Below are 16,589 nucleotides of genomic sequence, written 5' to 3' on the forward strand. Positions count from 1 at the left end.
TATGTTACGCTTTCCTATTTTTTTGTCAATACTTAATTTTAAACTTTTTAAAAAATCTAAACTCAAGTTTTACTCGACTTACTGATTAGCTGCTTGCCTCGCTAAGCGTTGCCTACTCTGCCGTCTCAGTGGGGTCGCATTATAGGGAGATCCGAATTATACGCAAGCGTTTTTAATCAGAAACTTTAAAAAAGAGCCCGTTAGTTTAAAAAACAAACTAAAACATCTAAAAGACGCTATTTACTGACTAAATTATCAGCAACATCTCTCGAGAGGAATTTAAGTATTGTCTAATTTTTGTATTTATCAAGTTTTAGATATAAAAAAGCGCCATTAATTAACAGCGCTTGAGCTTATAATCTATAAAATTGATTAATACAGGATGCTGTAGAGCTTTCTTCTATATTTAGATGCTAAGCTATCGCCATCAGGTAATGATGATATAACTTCAAGAAATATTGACTTGGCATCTGCAAAGTTTAAATCTTTCTTTAAAATGCTAAACAATGTTTCTAATGCTTCTTCTTTTCGGCCTGCGGTATTAAGTGCAGCAGCTAACTCTACCTTAATATCTAAATCATTCGGATATTGCTCTGCTTTTAACTGCAATGCCTTTATCTCTGGTGAATCTGTCGCTTCAAGAGCTTGTTCGCACTTAGCACGAATATTTGTGTAATACGCATCACGCTCACCTTCTTCAACTGTATCAAGCAGTGCTTGCGCATCATCTAATTTATGAATTTGAATACAAATATCTGCTAGCACTAATTTAATGCGTGCATTGGTGGTATCTAGTTCGTAAGCCTGCTTCGCATAATTAAATGCACTATTCAAGTCTTGCGCAACAAGGGCTTGCTTTGCTTGCTCTAATAGTAGCTCATGTTGTGCCGGTAAATGTTTTGATAAAACATCTCTAATTTGTTGTTCTGCTTGTGCGCCTGGCAACATATCTACAGGGGCGGAATCTTTTAAAAATACAAGTGTTGGTAGTGTTTGCAGACCAATTTGCTGTGCTAGTTGCGCAGCCAACTGCTGCTCTACATCGCAATCAAGTGTAGCAACAAGTAAGTGCTCGTTATATTCACTGGCAATTTTTTCTAAAATAGCAGCTTGCGATTGACACTCAGGGCTTTGTGCCGAGTAGAAACTAAGTAACACAAGTTTCTCTTGTGAGGTTTCACCTAATACTTGCTGAAGGTTTTGTGGATTAACATTTACCATATTATTCATTGCGATTAATTGCCATATCAGACTATTTAGGGTTTTATATGGTGTCGATAACAATAATTACAAGCCACCAGCCAAAAGGTCTTTTATGAAATTCCACAAAATATATGCAGCCTTGCTTTTTATTAGCCCGTTTACGAATGCCACAACGTTAGATCTCAACCTTGATAAAGCCATGCCTGCCATCGAAAAGTTGTATTTAGATTTACATCAATCTCCCGAACTTTCATATCGAGAACAAAAAACAGGTCTCAAGATTGCACAACAATTAAAGCAAATTGGATTCGATGTTACTAATAATGTCGGTGGTTTTGGCGTAGTTGGTATTTATAAAAATGGTGATGGCCCAACAGTGATGATCCGTACTGATACCGATGGCCTTCCTATAACTGAACAAACGGGCAAGTCATATGCTTCAAAAGTCACAGTAGTAAATGACGATGGCGCGAATGTAGGTGTTATGCATGGCTGTGGCCATGATATTCATATGAGCTCATTTATTGGCACAGCACAACAACTTGTTAAGCATAAAGATTCATGGCGGGGAACATTAATGATGGTCGCGCAACCCGCTGAAGAAGTCGGTGGCGGTGCAAAAGCAATGCTAAAAGAAGGTTTATTCTCTAAGTTCCCTACACCTGATCACGTGATAGCATTACATGTTAGCGCTAGTGTTCCAGCTGGTAAAGTGAGTATGAAAAACGAATACACCATGGCCAGTGTTGACTCTGTTGATATCACAGTAAAGGGTAAAGGCGGACACGGTGCTTACCCACACACGACTATTGACCCTGTTGTTATCGCATCGCGTATTGTATTAGCACTACAAACTATTACTAGCCGGGAACTTTCCCCGCTAGAGCCTTCAGTTATAACAGTAGGCTCAATTCATGGTGGCTCTAAGCACAATGTGATCTCTGACGAAGTAAAACTACAACTTACATTACGCAGTTATAACCCTGACGTACGTTTACAGCAGATTGCCGCTATTAAACGAATCTCGCAAGGAATTGCTTTAAGCGCAGGCTTAGACAAGTCGCTTATGCCAGAAGTATATGTACATGAAGATGAGTCAATTCCATCAACATATAATAACCCTGAGCAAACAAATATTGTACGCAGTGCTATTAGCTCAGCCATTGGCAAAGATAACGTGCTAGAAACGCAAGCGGTTATGGCTGGCGAGGACTTTGGTTTATATGGCCGAACTGAACAAAACATTCCGATTACTTTATTTTGGCTTGGTGGTGTAGAGCAATCTCAATATAGTGCAGCCCAAAAATCAGGACAAACTCTACCGTCATTGCACTCGAGTAAGTTCGCCCCAGATTACAAAGTTGCCTTACCCACAGGTATTAAAGCGATGAGTAATGCAGCCGTTGCGCTGTTTAATAACTAAATCGACTTTGTAACTAGGCCGATTTTGCTTTTGGTTTAGCTTTTCTCTTAAAACGTCGCTTTTGCGGCGTTTTTGGTAATTGTGCAAAAGCTTGGCTATTACATTGCCCTGCTTCGCCAATAAAGTGTGATAGATCGTTTAATAACGGAGTTAAAAACTGTTGGTAGCTCATACGCTGCTCTGCAATATCACCTAATGAGGCTTCCCATTTCGCCGTTAAATCTGGGCTTGCTAAACCTTCAGGTAATACACCTATAAGGGCTTTTCCTGTTTCAGTGGCTAAAATGGTTTTACCTTGGCGTTGTAAAAATCGACGCCTGAATAATAACTCTAAAATGCCTGCACGCGTTGCTTCTGTACCTAAGCCATCAGTGTCTTTAAGAATTCTTTTGATATCTGGGTTTTTCACATAACGACTTATTCCCGTCATGGCACTTAACAAGGTTGCATCCGTAAAATGTGCAGGCGGGGTCGTCATTTTATCAACCACTTCGCCATGGCTACAGTTAAGCATTTGCCCTTTAACTAACGGCGGTAAAGTTTGCTGATCTTTTAACTCTGATTTACCCATTAGTATTTTAAAACCTAAGCTGATCTCTTGTTTTGCATTCGTTTTAAATAAACCACCAGCAATAGTTACTTCAACCTTTGTTTCATTAAATATATAATCAGGGTAGAACTGAATGAGGTAATGTCTACATACTAATCTATACACTTTTGCTTCGTCTGAGCTTAAGCTTGACGACTTTAATTGTTTAGCGGTAGGTACAATGGCGTGATGCGCAGCTACCTTTGCATCATTAAAACATTTACTGCGCTTAGTGGTATCGGCCTGATTACAATCCGCTTCATTTTGCCCACCATTAATAACAATCGCTTTTACAATGCTTGCTGCATCCCGATGGTGATCTTTTGGCAGATAACGATTATCTGATCGAGGATAGGTGATGAGCTTATGGCGTTCATATAAAGTTTGGCAGATATCTAACACTTTTTGTGCTGGCATCGTGAACGCTTTCGCTGCATCTATTTGCAAGGCTGATAAATTATACGGTAAAGGTGCTTGTTGTTTTTTCTGCTTTTGCTCAAGTGCCGTCACCTCGCCCTCTTGCCCTGCTATTCTTGATACGACATTTTCTGCAAGGCCTCGATGTAGTACTTGCCCTTCTTCATCTTGATAGGGCTCACACGCTTTGCTTGGTTGCCACTTAGCGGTGAAACTTTGTTGCTCCCCCGTATTTAAATGAGCAAAGACTTCGAAAAATGGCTTTGCTACAAAATTAGCAATTTCATTATCACGATTTACTACTAACCCTAAAATAGGTGTTTGTACACGCCCAACAGAAAGCACATTACCAAACCCCGCTTTTTGCCCTGCTAAGGTATATGCACGGGTTAAGTTCATACCAAACAACCAATCGGCACGGGAGCGCGCCAGTGCAGAGACACTTAATGGAATAAAATCACGATTGCTGCGCATACTTGTCAACGCTTTCTTTACCGCACTAATATTTAAATCGCTGATTAATAAACGTTGAATTTGTTGTTTTTTGGCTTGGCTAAGTTTGACTTGCTCAATCACCTCATCGACAAGTAATTGGCCTTCACGATCGGGATCACCAGCATGAATTAGTTGCTCAGCTTGTTTGATTAGCTTTTTAAGTACCGTAAGCTGTTTGCGGGTTTTTGGTTTTGCTTTTAGTTGCCATTGCTCAGGGACAATAGGTAAATCATCAAAGCGCCACTTTTTATACTGGTCGTTATAATCGTCAGGCTCAGCTTGTTCGAGCAAATGACCAATGCACCACGAAACGCAATCGCCATTAGCGACCTCAATGTAACCATCATGCTTTTTATGGGGTTTGGGAAGTGCATCAGCGATAGCACGACCCAATGAAGGTTTTTCTGCGATATACAGTTTCACAACAAGCTCCAGCACTGTTTATATAAACAGTACTTTAGCACAATGTATTATCGATTACATAAATTTAAGCGCAACAAAAACTTTCAAACTTACAATTTATAAAAAAGCAGCATTACATTTACCTGCTGGCCTTAGCTATGTAATTCGGCTCAATACATTATCTTACTTCAATAGGATCTGACTCTTTTGCCTTGCCTTGCATAATTGAAATTTCAACACGTCTGTTTCTGCGTCTGTCGGTATCGGTTTCATTAGGAACCAACGGGCGAGTTTCAGCATGACCAACAACGACCATCCTGCTCTTATCAAACCCTGGTGCTTTTTGCATTTCTGTTGCAACTGCTACAGCACGCTTAGACGACAAATCCCAGTTATTTGTATAAAGCTCATTTGACACCTGGAAGTCATCTGTATGGCCTGACACCGTAATTTCACCCGGTACGTCTTTTAATAAAGTCGCTATATCTTGAATAATTGGTTTAAAACGAGGCTGTAAAAACGCACTGCCGGAAGGGAATGAACCATTCTCTCGAATACGAATAATTATTTGTTGCCCCAATGACTCTAGCTCTACAGCGCCATCCATAATTTGTTGCTCTAATTGCTGCGCAATTTTCTTAACGAGTTCGTTAACTTGTTCTTGATCTGCAGACGATGTAGATTGCTCAGAAGCTTGTTGCTGCGCGGTGCTTTGCGATTCACCACCACGTTTATTACCACGCTGTTCCTGACGCCCCCCAGCCGAGCTTTCATCACCCGCTTGAAACTCGAGCATTTGTTGTGTCATTTCAACTGTTTGCTGTTGAATAGTTTCAATAGGCGTGGGTTCAGGTTTACCTGGGGTAAATTCCATCGCTATTACAGAGGTTCCTTTTGGTATATCTTTTACCTCAATTTTATTTTGCACACCAAAAGCAAATTTCATTGAGCCCGCAATCTGTTTAAATTTAAGCACATCCATTTCAGAAAATGCGAGCAAGAGTACAAAAAAGCACATTAACAATGACATTAAATCAGCGAAGGTCCCCATCCAAGCTGGCAATCCTGGGGGAGGACATTTGCACTCTTCATCAGACATGCTTACTCCTCAGTGTCCACATTACGCTTAGATTCAGCGAGGTAATTCTTTAAAATCCCTTCAATAACTTTTGGATTTTGACCGTCTTGGATACCTAAAACAGCATCCAAAATTAAACGTTGGTTCATTGCCTCTTCTTCTTTACGAAGCTCTAATTTAACCTGAATAGGGATCGCAATAACGTTTGCTAAAAAGGCACCATACAAGGTGGTTAATAACGCAACCGCCATTGCCGGACCGATTGCTTTTGGGTCATCCATGTTTGATAACATTGCAACCAAACCAATCAATGTACCTATCATGCCCATAGCAGGTGCGATATCAGCAAGCGCTTTAAATAGCCCTGCCCCTGACTCATGACGTGTAGAAGTAAGCGAGATGTCTTTTTGCAGCGTTGCGCGAACAACATCGGCATCATGTCCGTCTACAAGCATATCAACGCCTTTACGCATAAAGCCGTTGGGAATTTCGGCCTCTTCGAGAGCCAAGAATCCTCCTTTACGAGCAGAATCAGCCAGTTCAACTGCCTTTTCAATTAGCTCTTCAGGCGATTCAATTTTAAACATAAATGCTTTAGCGCATACTTTACCAATACCTAAGAATTGGCCCATGGTGTAGTTGGATAGAACGATAAAAATCGAGCCACCAAATACGATGACAACTGATGGCGTGTTGTAAAACATAGCCACTTCACCGTTACTACTTTGCACCATCGACATTACGATTAAGCCAATTGCCCCAAGAATACCTATAATGGTTGCTAAATCCACTTACCCCTCCAGAGGAATTGATACTTTGCTACTTTTAATAACAAACTTTTATTATTAACTGCTTATCGGCAATAGATTGAATTACTTAAATCATTTACGTGAATAAATGGTTTAACTTTATTGCCTATTATAGTGTCATTCTAATCAAACTGCCCCATCCCGCAAGGGTTAACCTTAGGTTCAGGTAATTAAACTGTCACCTTAAAGCTAAAATAAATAAAAAAAATGCATCAGTCTTTGACCTAGTTTAGCATTCCCCCTAAAATTGGCCTCAATTTCATATCATCTAAGTTGAATCAACGATGGCGACTAAAAAACCTGAAAATTTGAGCTTTGAGCAAGCACTTGAAGAATTAACTGTAATCGTCACCGACATGGAACAAGGTGATTTATCTCTTGAGCAATCTTTAAAGCAGTTCGAACGCGGCATTGCGCTTGCCAATGCATCTTCAAGCAAATTACAACAAGCTGAACAAAAAGTGGCAATTTTGATGGGTAATGACCCTCAGTCACCACTTACTAACTTTAAAAACGATTTGGATTAATCGGTGCATATTTTAGAACAAATAAAAGTTGCACAACATGATGTTGAAGCCGTGCTAGATAACTACTTTTCACTACCACTTGATACTGAAGATAGCATAAAAAAAGCGACACACTATGGGGTATTGAATGGCGGCAAGCGTATACGCCCCTTCCTTGTTTATGAAACGGGTAAAATGCTGGGCGCAGATAAAAAAGATTTAGATGTACTTGCTGCAGCAATAGAGTGTATTCACAGCTATTCATTGGTGCATGACGATTTACCTGCAATGGATGATGACGATTTACGTCGAGGCAGGCCGACATGCCATATTATGTATGGTGAAGCTCACGCAATTTTAGCCGGTGATGCACTGCAAACATTGGCTTTTGATTTAATCGCTAACCATACGTTTAGCATACCAGCTTCTCAACAGCTTAAAATGATTGCTGCATTAAGCAAGGCGTCAGGTATTGAGGGTATGGTAGGAGGGCAAGCGCTTGATATTGCCGCAACTGATGAAGCTATCTCATTACCTGCACTCGAACGTATTCATAAGCTTAAAACCGGTGCTTTGCTCAATTGCGCAATTACATTAGGCGCATTGTGTGCACCTAACACCAGTGACTATACGTTTTCACAGTTAAAAATTTTTGGCGAATCCATTGGTTTGGCATTTCAAGTGCAGGACGACATTCTTGATGTAGAAGGCGATACCTTTATTCTTGGTAAGCCTCAAGGGTCAGATATAGCAGCAAATAAAGCTACATACCCTGCACTTCTTGGTCTTGATGGTGCAAAAGATAAAGCTCAGTTGTTATTAGCGGATGCTCTTAATGCATTGTCGAATATTGATGCTAATACTGAATCTCTTGCGCGCTTAGCTGCGTATATTGTTGAACGTGACCATTAATTAAAACACAATGGCATACACATAAAAGACATACAAAATAACTAAAAAATCAGAGTAACAATACGCTATAATAATCTCTGGTTAGCGAAGGATGTATTAAAAATCATGACACTTGATAGTAACAAGTATCCATTATTAGGCTTGGTTGAAGAGCCAGCCCAGCTGCGCGATTTAGCGCAAGAAAAACTGCCCGCATTTAGTGATGAGCTTAGAGATTATTTACTTAATTCTGTTTCACAAAGCAGTGGTCATCTGGCCTCTGGTCTAGGTACTGTTGAACTCACTGTTGCGTTGCACTATGTATATAATACACCAGAAGATCGCCTCGTTTGGGATGTAGGTCATCAAGCCTACCCACATAAAATCCTAACGGGTCGTCGCGACCAAATGCATACAATTCGTCAAAAAGATGGTCTGCACCCTTTTCCTTATCGCGATGAAAGTGCTTACGATACATTTAGTGTTGGTCATTCAAGCACATCGATCTCAGCTGCCCTTGGTATGTCAATTGCCGCACAAAAAGAAGGCAAAAGCCGTAAAACAGTAGCCGTAATTGGTGATGGCGCAATTACCGCAGGTATGGCATTTGAAGCTATGAACCATTTAGGTGATGTTAAATCAGATATGCTCATTATCCTAAATGATAATGAGATGTCGATTTCTGAAAACGTTGGTGCACTGACAAATCATTTCGCGCGCATTCTATCTGGCAGCTTTTACACCAATATTCGTGAAGGAAGCAAAAAACTACTTTCCGGTGTACCGCCGGTAAAAGAATTAGCCAGTCGCATGGAAGAGCATTTAAAAGGCATGGTGATACCTGGTACCTTCTTTGAAGAATTAGGACTTAATTATATCGGCCCTATTGATGGCCATGATGTAAATATGTTGGTAGATACGTTACGCAATATGCGCAACTTAAAAGGTCCACAGCTACTGCATATCAAAACACAAAAAGGTAAAGGGTATAAGCCTGCCGAGGCTGATCCTATTGGTTACCATGGCGTGCCTAAATTTGACCCTGCAGTGTCAAGTTTACCAAAGTCTAAACCAGGGGCTGCGACGTTTTCCAAAGTATTCGGTGATTGGCTGTGTGATATGGCTAGTCAAGATGACAAACTAATGGCTATTACTCCAGCCATGCGTGAAGGCTCTGGTATGGTGCGCTTTTCAAAAGAGCACCCTGAGCAGTACTTTGATGTTGCTATTGCAGAGCAACACGCAGTTACTTTGGCGGCCGGTTTTGCATGTGAAGGCTTAAAACCTGTTGTTGCTATTTATTCGAGCTTTTTACAACGCGCGTACGACCAACTCATTCACGATGTTGCACTACAAAACTTACCGGTATTATTTGCTATTGACCGTGCAGGTATTGTGGGTGCAGATGGTGAAACCCATCAAGGCGCTTACGATTTAAGCTTTATGCGCTGTATTCCAAATATGATCATTATGGCACCTAGTGATACCAATGAATGTCGTCAAATGCTTTATACTGGTTATCAATGCAATCAGCCTGTCGCTGTACGCTACCCTAGAGGGAGCGCTGGTAATAGCGAAATTAATGAGCAAATGACTGCCCTTGAAATCGGTAAAGGCCGAGTTATTAAACAAGGCAGCAAAATTGCTATTTTATCTTTTGGTACTTTGCTTGAGAACGCGTTTTTAGCCGCTGATGAGTTAGGTGCAAGCTTGATAGATATGCGCTTTGTAAAGCCATTAGATACAAACCTAATCGATTCATTGCTTGACGACCACCAAAATTTTATAACGCTTGAAGATAATGCCATTGTTGGTGGAGCAGGTTCTGCGGTTAATGAGTATTTAGCAGCAGTGAAAGCTAAGGCAAGCATTTTAAACCTAGGTATTCCAGATGAATTCATTAAGCATGGTACACAACAGCAAATGCATGCTGAGATGGGTCTGTGTGAACAAGGCATCTTAAATAGCATTAAGCAATTCAATAAGTAACTAAAAAAGGAGCCATCGGCTCCTTTTTACTTTACACCAAATATTGTGTCGCTTTGTTTCATATACCCAATTATTAGCGCATCCACACTTTAATATCTGCCAGGCCATTGGCCTGCAGTACACTTAGCTGTTGTTCAACATTGCTGGTTTGCTCAAACTCAAACGCATCTAGCTGTTCATCAAAGGTAATATTTGCCACGCCATCGCCACCACGCTTTTTAACTTGATGAAGCGCGATATCAGCTAAATTTACAGAGGTTTCCCATCCGATAACTTGCCCACCAAGCAGCGGTAAAGGGTAAAATGAGTAACCAATCGATGCGGTTAAATTAATGCTTTCACCACTTGGCAGCTTGAATGAATGTTCTGCGACAGCTTTACAAAGATCTGATACATATTTATCAATAGCGCTGCGCTTAAAATCCCGTAGTAAAAGCAAGAATTCGTCACCACTCCAGCGTGCGACATAGTCAGACCCTTGAGTACGCGAATTTAACAAGGCAGCCATTTGTTGTAAGCAACTATCTCCACCGATAGGCCCATAAGCGTCGTTGATCTTACTGAAGCTATCAAAATTGATTACCAATAAGACCAATGATTTTCCCTGTGCCTGTAATGATTGCGAGTTACGCTGGAAGTGCTCTATATCCTTTGGCAGTTGATCAAACAAAAAGCGACGACTTCTCAGGCCTGTTAGCTCATCGGAATGACTAACAAGTTTAAGCTGTGAGTTAACCTGATTCAACTTGTCGTTAGCTTGACGAAGCTCTCCTGTACGCTCTGTAACTAAACTTTCTAAAGCCGCTTGCTTACGACGCTCCTGTTTTCTAAACACCCAAAAAACAAGATAAAACAGTAAAATAACCGTGCTAGTAATTAACAACCTAAAGTAAACCGTTTCATCAAATCGTTTAGGGACAATAAATGAATACTCTGCATTTTTTGCATTTTGCCACCCCTCACCTTGACGTTTTGCTTCAAGTTGAAACAAGAATGCTCCTGGAGGTAAATTGGTATATATCGCTTCACGACGTGAGTTCGCGTAGCGCCAATCATCATCTAACCCACTAAGTCGGTAGCGAAATTCAATACTGCTTGGAGCATAATAATCTATTGCCGTGTACTTAAGTGTAAAGTCACGTTCGTCTGTATTAAATGTAGGGTTATCTCCCAAAGAAGCAACCGAAACAGAACGCATACCCGTTGTTACACTTTCCACTTTAGGGCGTAATTGTTTCACTCCAAACAGCTCGATATCTTTTGGAATTTCCACAACTCCTTGCAAACTTGGGTACCACATAGAGTTGTTGTGCTCTGCAACTGCATCGTGACCAAGTCCTGTGCAACACTGACTCGCCTTACCATCTAATTGACGGTCAAAAGAAGAGATGACCTGTTCAACCTTCAAGCTCTCTATATCGGCACTAAATTGTTCTACCGGCATTCGGTAGACACCTTTCATAGTACTGACCCAAATGCGCTTTAATGACTCATCATAACGCAGGCTAAAGATAGATCCGTAAGGCAAACCATTTGAAGCGTCTAGCTGGCGCCACTGCCCTTGGGTACTTCTGTAAAATAACCCATCATTTAATGAACCAATTAAAATAGCTCCACCGTCAAGGTATAAAATGCTCGTTACATAAGCACTTTCTAATGACGTTTGGTCACCCACCTTTTCAATGCCACGGTCAGTAAAATAATAAGCACCTTTACTGGTACCAATAAGACCAAAATTTTGTTGATCCAATACATAAGTAATAAATTTACTACCTAAAAATGCATTATATGCAAACGGTGTTATGCCGCCATAACTTAAACGGTACATCCCCCGGCCAGTACCCAGCCATAAGCCGTCTTTACTTGAGTTGCTAATAGCAAACACTGGGTTATCTCTTAAAGCACGCCCAGGAACAGTAAATAAGGTTTTATTTTCATAAAAGTACACACCTCGACCTGTAGCAATGTATAAACGCCCGCTATCAAAGTGTAAATCATTTACAACAGCTCGGCCGTATTGATTGCTTGGGATCTGATTGATGAAATTTTTGTTTAAATCGAAATAACCAACACCACTTCTATTGGCAACCCACAACTTACCGTCAGGCGCTTTGGTAATTGCCATCACAGCTTCCGTCATTTGGGAGATAGCTGAGTGACGCTCTATACGCCCCTCGTGAGCAAGCCATAAACCTTCGCTAAAGCTGGCTAACCAAACATTGTTATCGTTATCACGATACAAGTCAGCGAACCAGATATTTTGATCTAGCTGACTTGGTTCAACCCATTGCCAATCACCTGAATTATCCCTAACTAACAATCGCCCATAGGTTGAAATCCATAATGCGCCGTCAGAGTCGCTCATGAACTTATAAACAGCGGAGTTATTAGCATTAGGTAATGGGAAAGGACGAAGCTCATCATCTAAATCAAGAAAATATGCACCCAACTCAGAGGCAAGATAGAGGTTGCCTTCAAGAAAGGTTAAGTCATGAATAATTGTTTGTGCAACACGCTCAGGTAGCGATACTTTTGCGGTTAGCTCTAATCGTAACTTTGCAAAGTCAGATGAGGAGTTAGTCAAACGTAATAGCTGTCTTTCATTAACAAGCCAAATGCCCTCAGGTGATAAAGCTAATTGACTTACCGTGCCTGTAATTTGTTTTACAGAACTGGCTTTCACTGTGTTATTCGATATATTGGTATTTAATTTGAGGTCTATTTGATTACGAGGAACAAAATATAACCCATTTGCTGCAATCCAAATACTACCGCGAGAGTCTTCAATAACATCGCGAACAGTGCCTTTAACTATGTACTCTTGAGCAGCCATAGTTTGTGGATCAACAACGACAATCCCTTTTTTTGTGCCTACCCATAAATACCCCTCACTGTCGATGATAAGTTTATTAATACCGTTACTCGGTAAAAAAGGGGTATTTAGCGTATTATAATTTGTGAACGTATTACCATCAAAACGGCTAAGGCCAAACTGAGTGCCAAGCCACATATAGCCTTGTTCATCTTGAACGACGCTTTTTAGTGATTGCGAAGGTAAACCGTTCTTTATATTCCACTGCTTAACAACATAATCAGTTATTGATGCACTGCTTGGTAAACTGCAAAACAATAAAATATAAACCAATAAAAACCGCATCATAACGTCAATACCTCGTTGAAAAACTAAGGTTAAAAAGGTAAGTAACCAATTTTGAATAGAGCTTGCAAGCAAATTAGTGAGAATATTCCCGCTAAAACATCATCTGCCATAATCCCTATACCACCATGTAGGCGCTTATCTAATATACGGATTGGGCCTGGTTTAGCAATATCAAAAAAGCGAAATAACAAGAACCCAACTAGCAGTGATTGCCAGCTTAACGCCGCACCAATCATTGTTATATAAAAGCCTGCAACCTCATCCCACACAATTGCAGGGTGATCATGCACACCCAAATCGTCGGCAGTTTTACCACAAGCCCAAATACCAAATATACTAATCACCACGGCAAATACTATTTGTAGCCAGAGTGGATAATGTAGAGTAATAAAAATAAATGGTAGAGCAGCAAATGTGCCAAATGTGCCTGGTGCCTTAGGCGCTAAACCCAAGCCAAAGCCCAAACCAAAAAGTTGGTGCGGGCGCTTTAAGTTAAATTTTGAGGGGTTGTTCAAACCGGCTCCTTGGAGAAATGTTCAAAGCCGGTATCATTAAAATCGAGTTTTTCACCATTAAGCGAGAGCTCAATTTGTCCTTCACCACTTTTTATTTGACCGATACAGGTCGCTTCTACGCCATATTGGCGTAATTTAAGCTCTAACATACTCTTATTATCATCAGGCACTGTAAACAGTAGTTCATAATCATCGCCATAATTGAGAATAAAAGGAAGCTGTTGAGGCTTATCTAATGTGTCTTGCATTGCGTCTGATGTTGGCACTTTCTCAACATTGATTTGAGCACCAACTTGCGACATAGCCAAAATATGACCAAGATCTGCAAGTAAACCATCCGAAACATCAATAGCAGACGAAGCCAAACCTCTCAGCACTTGCCCTGCAGCAACACGAGGAGCTGGATAGTCAAAACGCTGATTCACATAGCGAAGATGCTCTGGAGCAATTTTAAATTCTTGCTTACGAGACTCAATAGCAAGGCCTGCATCTCCCAATGGCCCAGTCACATAAATCCAATCACCTACTTTTGCACCGCCTCGTCGCAAAGCTTTGCCTTGCGGGACTGTGCCTTTTGCACAAATAGTAATTGTTAATGGGCCCTGAGTTGTATCACCACCAATGATTTGCACATTATAGTACTCTGCAATTTCATGCATTCCCTCAGTGAACTCTTCAAGCCATTCAACATCAATATTAGGCAACGTTAGAGCAACTGATACCCATGTAGGTTCAGCACCCATTGCAGCCAAATCACTTAAATTTACAGCTAATACACGATGCCCTAAAGCACGAGGTGAAATATCATCAAAAAAATGGACGCCTGACACAAGCGTATCTGTTGTGACCGCCAACTGGCAGTTTTCTGGGACAGTTACTAAAGCACAATCATCACCAATGCCAAGGTTTACATCGCGGCGAGTCACTCCACGCCCCTTGAAGTAATGATTTATTAATTCAAATTCCTTCATACACAAAAAAGCCGGCCTATGCCGGCTCTCCTTTTGCAGTTGCGTTACTTACGTAAATGCTTAACTGCTTTATCAAGTACACCGTTTACAAATTTATGGCTATCTTCAGCGCCAAATATTTTAGCAAGCTCAATGCCTTCATTGATTGCTACTTTGTAAGGCACGTCTTCACGGAATTTAAGTTCATAAGCGCTCAAACGTAAAATCGCTTTTTCAACCATATCTAACTCATCAAATGGACGAGTTAAATGAGGAGAGACAGCTTCGTCAAGTTGCGTCTTATTTACAGCAACGCCACGAGCCAGATCTTTAAAATATTCAACGTCGATTTTAGTCACGTCGTTTTCGATCAACATTTGTTGTTCGATATCGGCAATTGCATTGCCACTTAGTTGCCAAGAATAAACGGCTTGAAGTGCTAAGATACGTGCTTTACGTCTTGCTGCTGGTTTCACAAAAATTCCTTAAACTTAAATTTTATCTAACACATTAACCATTTCAAGTGCACCTAAAGCAGCTTCGCCACCTTTGTTGCCCATCTTGGTGCCAGCGCGTTCAATCGCTTGCTCAATGCTTTCTGTGGTTAATACGCCAAATGCAACCGGGATATCATACTCAAGCGACACTTGCGCCAAGCCTTTATTTGATTCGCCAGCAACGAGGTCAAAGTGTGGCGTACCACCTCTTATCACAACGCCTAAAGCGATGATTGCATCATACTCTTTTTTTGCTGCAACGCGTTTCGCTGCTAAAGGTAACTCCACCGCACCTGGTACATAAATAACAGTGATATCATCTTCAGATACACCACCTGTACGCTTTAGTTCATCAATAGCACCTGCTAAAAGGCTACTACCAATAAAATCATTAAAGCGAGAAATGACAATGGCAAATTTCTTACCCGGAGCGTATTTATTACCTTCGATAATTTTCATTCGATAACCCTAAAAATAAGTTTAAGCGATTGCGCAAAAATTGCTGCGCATTATACCACAAAAATAAAAAAATAGCCTAGCTTATTGCGGCTCTACGTAGTCAACCACTTCAAGGTGAAAACCAGAAAGTGCGTGGTACTTTTTAGGTCGACTCATAAGACGCATTTTCTCAATCCCTAGATCGGCTAAAATTTGTGACCCTACACCAACGGTGCGCGATGTACCTTGAAATTTGCGATGGCTCACGTTTTCGCCGGCATCCTCTGCTGCAAATGCTTTGACTGTTGCCTCTAACTCTTCTGTATGTTCTTGCTTGCCTAGGATAACGAGTGCGCCTTGATGCTGTGCAATATACGCCATAGCATCTGATAAACCCCAGCTTCTGTCGGCACTGCGATCTGATAATAAAACATCGTTAAATGTGCTTTGTAAGTGAACACGTACTAACGTTGGTTCGTCAGCTTTAATCTCACCATTTAATAATGCGTAATGCAGCTGACCATCAATGGTGTCTTTATAAGTTACTAGGTCAAACTCACCATGCTGAGTAGGTAACTTACACTTAGCAACCTGTTCAATAGTGGTTTCGTTTATGTTGCGATACTCTATTAAATCAGCAATTGTGCCGATTTTAATGCCGTGTTCTTTAGCAAATACCTCTAAATCTGGGCGACGAGCCATAGTGCCATCTGCATTGAGTATTTCAACGATTACAGAAGAAGGCTCAAGGCCTGCTAAACGCGCTAAATCACACCCAGCTTCAGTATGGCCTGCACGCGTTAGTACACCACCAGGCTGAGCCATAATTGGAAAAATATGCCCAGGCTGAACAATATCTGATGGTTCCGCGCCTTTTGCAATGGCAGCTTGTACTGTGCGCGCACGATCAGCGGCAGAAATCCCCGTTGTGACGCCTTTTGATGCTTCAATCGACATCGTAAAATTTGTAGAAAATGCAGCACCGTTATTTTTTACCATTAATGGCAAATCAAGTTGCTCACAGCGTTCTTGCGTCATCGTTAAACAGATAAGGCCACGGCCATGAGTAGCCATAAAGTTAATTGCCTCAGCACTAATATGCTCAGCAGCAATAATTAAATCGCCTTCATTTTCTCTGTCTTCGTCATCCATTAAAATAACCATTTTACCGGCTTTAATGTCATCAATAATTTCTTGCGCGCTGTGTAAATTCATAGTTTACTCATA

At 40.9% G+C, this 16,589-nt stretch carries 14 protein-coding genes; 4 read left to right on the forward strand and 10 right to left on the reverse strand.

Annotated elements, in window-relative coordinates:
- Positions 1-372: 372 nt before the first annotated feature.
- Entirely contained in the window at positions 373-1,230 is an 858-nt protein-coding gene (locus ACFI4Z_RS17550; RefSeq protein ID WP_462671674.1) for a tetratricopeptide repeat protein, read from the reverse strand.
- Positions 1,231-1,315: 85 nt separating this feature from the next.
- Between ACFI4Z_RS17550 and ACFI4Z_RS17555 the strand changes: the two genes are divergently transcribed.
- On the forward strand, positions 1,316-2,626 hold the full coding sequence (locus tag ACFI4Z_RS17555) for a M20 metallopeptidase family protein (protein ID WP_462671675.1): 1,311 nt from the start codon (positions 1,316-1,318) through the stop codon (positions 2,624-2,626).
- A gap of 13 nt (positions 2,627-2,639) precedes the next feature.
- Here ACFI4Z_RS17555 and ACFI4Z_RS17560 read toward each other — a convergent pair whose 3' ends face one another.
- The 3 genes from ACFI4Z_RS17560 to pomA form a co-directional block, all read right to left on the reverse strand.
- Entirely contained in the window at positions 2,640-4,550 is a 1,911-nt protein-coding gene (locus ACFI4Z_RS17560; RefSeq protein WP_462671676.1) for a DNA topoisomerase III, read from the reverse strand.
- A gap of 157 nt (positions 4,551-4,707) precedes the next feature.
- Complete coding sequence (locus ACFI4Z_RS17565; protein WP_462671677.1) at positions 4,708-5,628, reverse strand: flagellar motor protein MotB; 921 nt, start codon at positions 5,626-5,628, stop codon at positions 4,708-4,710.
- Positions 5,629-5,630: 2 nt separating this feature from the next.
- The gene (pomA, locus tag ACFI4Z_RS17570; RefSeq protein WP_099297766.1) at positions 5,631-6,398 is read right to left on the reverse strand and encodes a flagellar motor protein PomA; all 768 of its coding nucleotides are present in this window, start codon (positions 6,396-6,398) and stop codon (positions 5,631-5,633) included.
- Between the two features lie 302 nt (positions 6,399-6,700).
- Here pomA and xseB point away from each other — a divergent pair, with 302 nt between their 5' ends.
- From xseB to dxs, 3 genes are all read left to right on the forward strand, one after another.
- Positions 6,701-6,943, forward strand: a complete 243-nt coding sequence (gene xseB, locus ACFI4Z_RS17575) for an exodeoxyribonuclease VII small subunit (RefSeq protein ID WP_462671678.1) — start codon at positions 6,701-6,703, stop codon at positions 6,941-6,943.
- Positions 6,944-6,946: 3 nt separating this feature from the next.
- A complete protein-coding gene (ispA, locus tag ACFI4Z_RS17580) occupies positions 6,947-7,834 on the forward strand; it encodes a (2E,6E)-farnesyl diphosphate synthase (protein ID WP_462671679.1) in 888 nt (295 codons plus the stop codon).
- A gap of 105 nt (positions 7,835-7,939) precedes the next feature.
- A complete protein-coding gene (gene dxs, locus ACFI4Z_RS17585; RefSeq protein ID WP_462671680.1) occupies positions 7,940-9,802 on the forward strand; it encodes a 1-deoxy-D-xylulose-5-phosphate synthase in 1,863 nt (620 codons plus the stop codon).
- 73 nt (positions 9,803-9,875) lie between these two features.
- On the opposite strand, the gene ACFI4Z_RS17590 is transcribed toward dxs, so the two are convergent.
- The 6 genes from ACFI4Z_RS17590 to ribBA form a co-directional block, all read right to left on the reverse strand.
- A complete protein-coding gene (locus ACFI4Z_RS17590) occupies positions 9,876-12,962 on the reverse strand; it encodes a diguanylate cyclase domain-containing protein (protein ID WP_462671681.1) in 3,087 nt (1,028 codons plus the stop codon).
- 29 nt (positions 12,963-12,991) lie between these two features.
- Complete coding sequence (locus tag ACFI4Z_RS17595) at positions 12,992-13,477, reverse strand: phosphatidylglycerophosphatase A family protein (RefSeq protein ID WP_462671682.1); 486 nt, start codon at positions 13,475-13,477, stop codon at positions 12,992-12,994.
- Entirely contained in the window at positions 13,474-14,448 is a 975-nt protein-coding gene (gene thiL, locus ACFI4Z_RS17600; RefSeq protein WP_462671683.1) for a thiamine-phosphate kinase, read from the reverse strand. Before thiL ends, ACFI4Z_RS17595 begins: the two co-directional genes overlap by 4 nt.
- 44 nt (positions 14,449-14,492) lie before the next feature.
- On the reverse strand, positions 14,493-14,903 hold the full coding sequence (gene nusB / locus ACFI4Z_RS17605) for a transcription antitermination factor NusB (RefSeq protein WP_058561963.1): 411 nt from the start codon (positions 14,901-14,903) through the stop codon (positions 14,493-14,495).
- Positions 14,904-14,918: 15 nt separating this feature from the next.
- Positions 14,919-15,383: a 6,7-dimethyl-8-ribityllumazine synthase gene (gene ribH / locus ACFI4Z_RS17610; RefSeq protein ID WP_109875274.1), complete on the reverse strand. Its 465-nt coding sequence runs from the start codon at positions 15,381-15,383 to the stop codon at positions 14,919-14,921.
- A gap of 81 nt (positions 15,384-15,464) precedes the next feature.
- Positions 15,465-16,577, reverse strand: a complete 1,113-nt coding sequence (gene ribBA / locus ACFI4Z_RS17615) for a bifunctional 3,4-dihydroxy-2-butanone-4-phosphate synthase/GTP cyclohydrolase II (protein ID WP_462671684.1) — start codon at positions 16,575-16,577, stop codon at positions 15,465-15,467.
- Positions 16,578-16,589: the final 12 nt, after the last annotated feature.

The organism is Pseudoalteromonas sp. RWi3 (genome assembly GCF_054960735.1).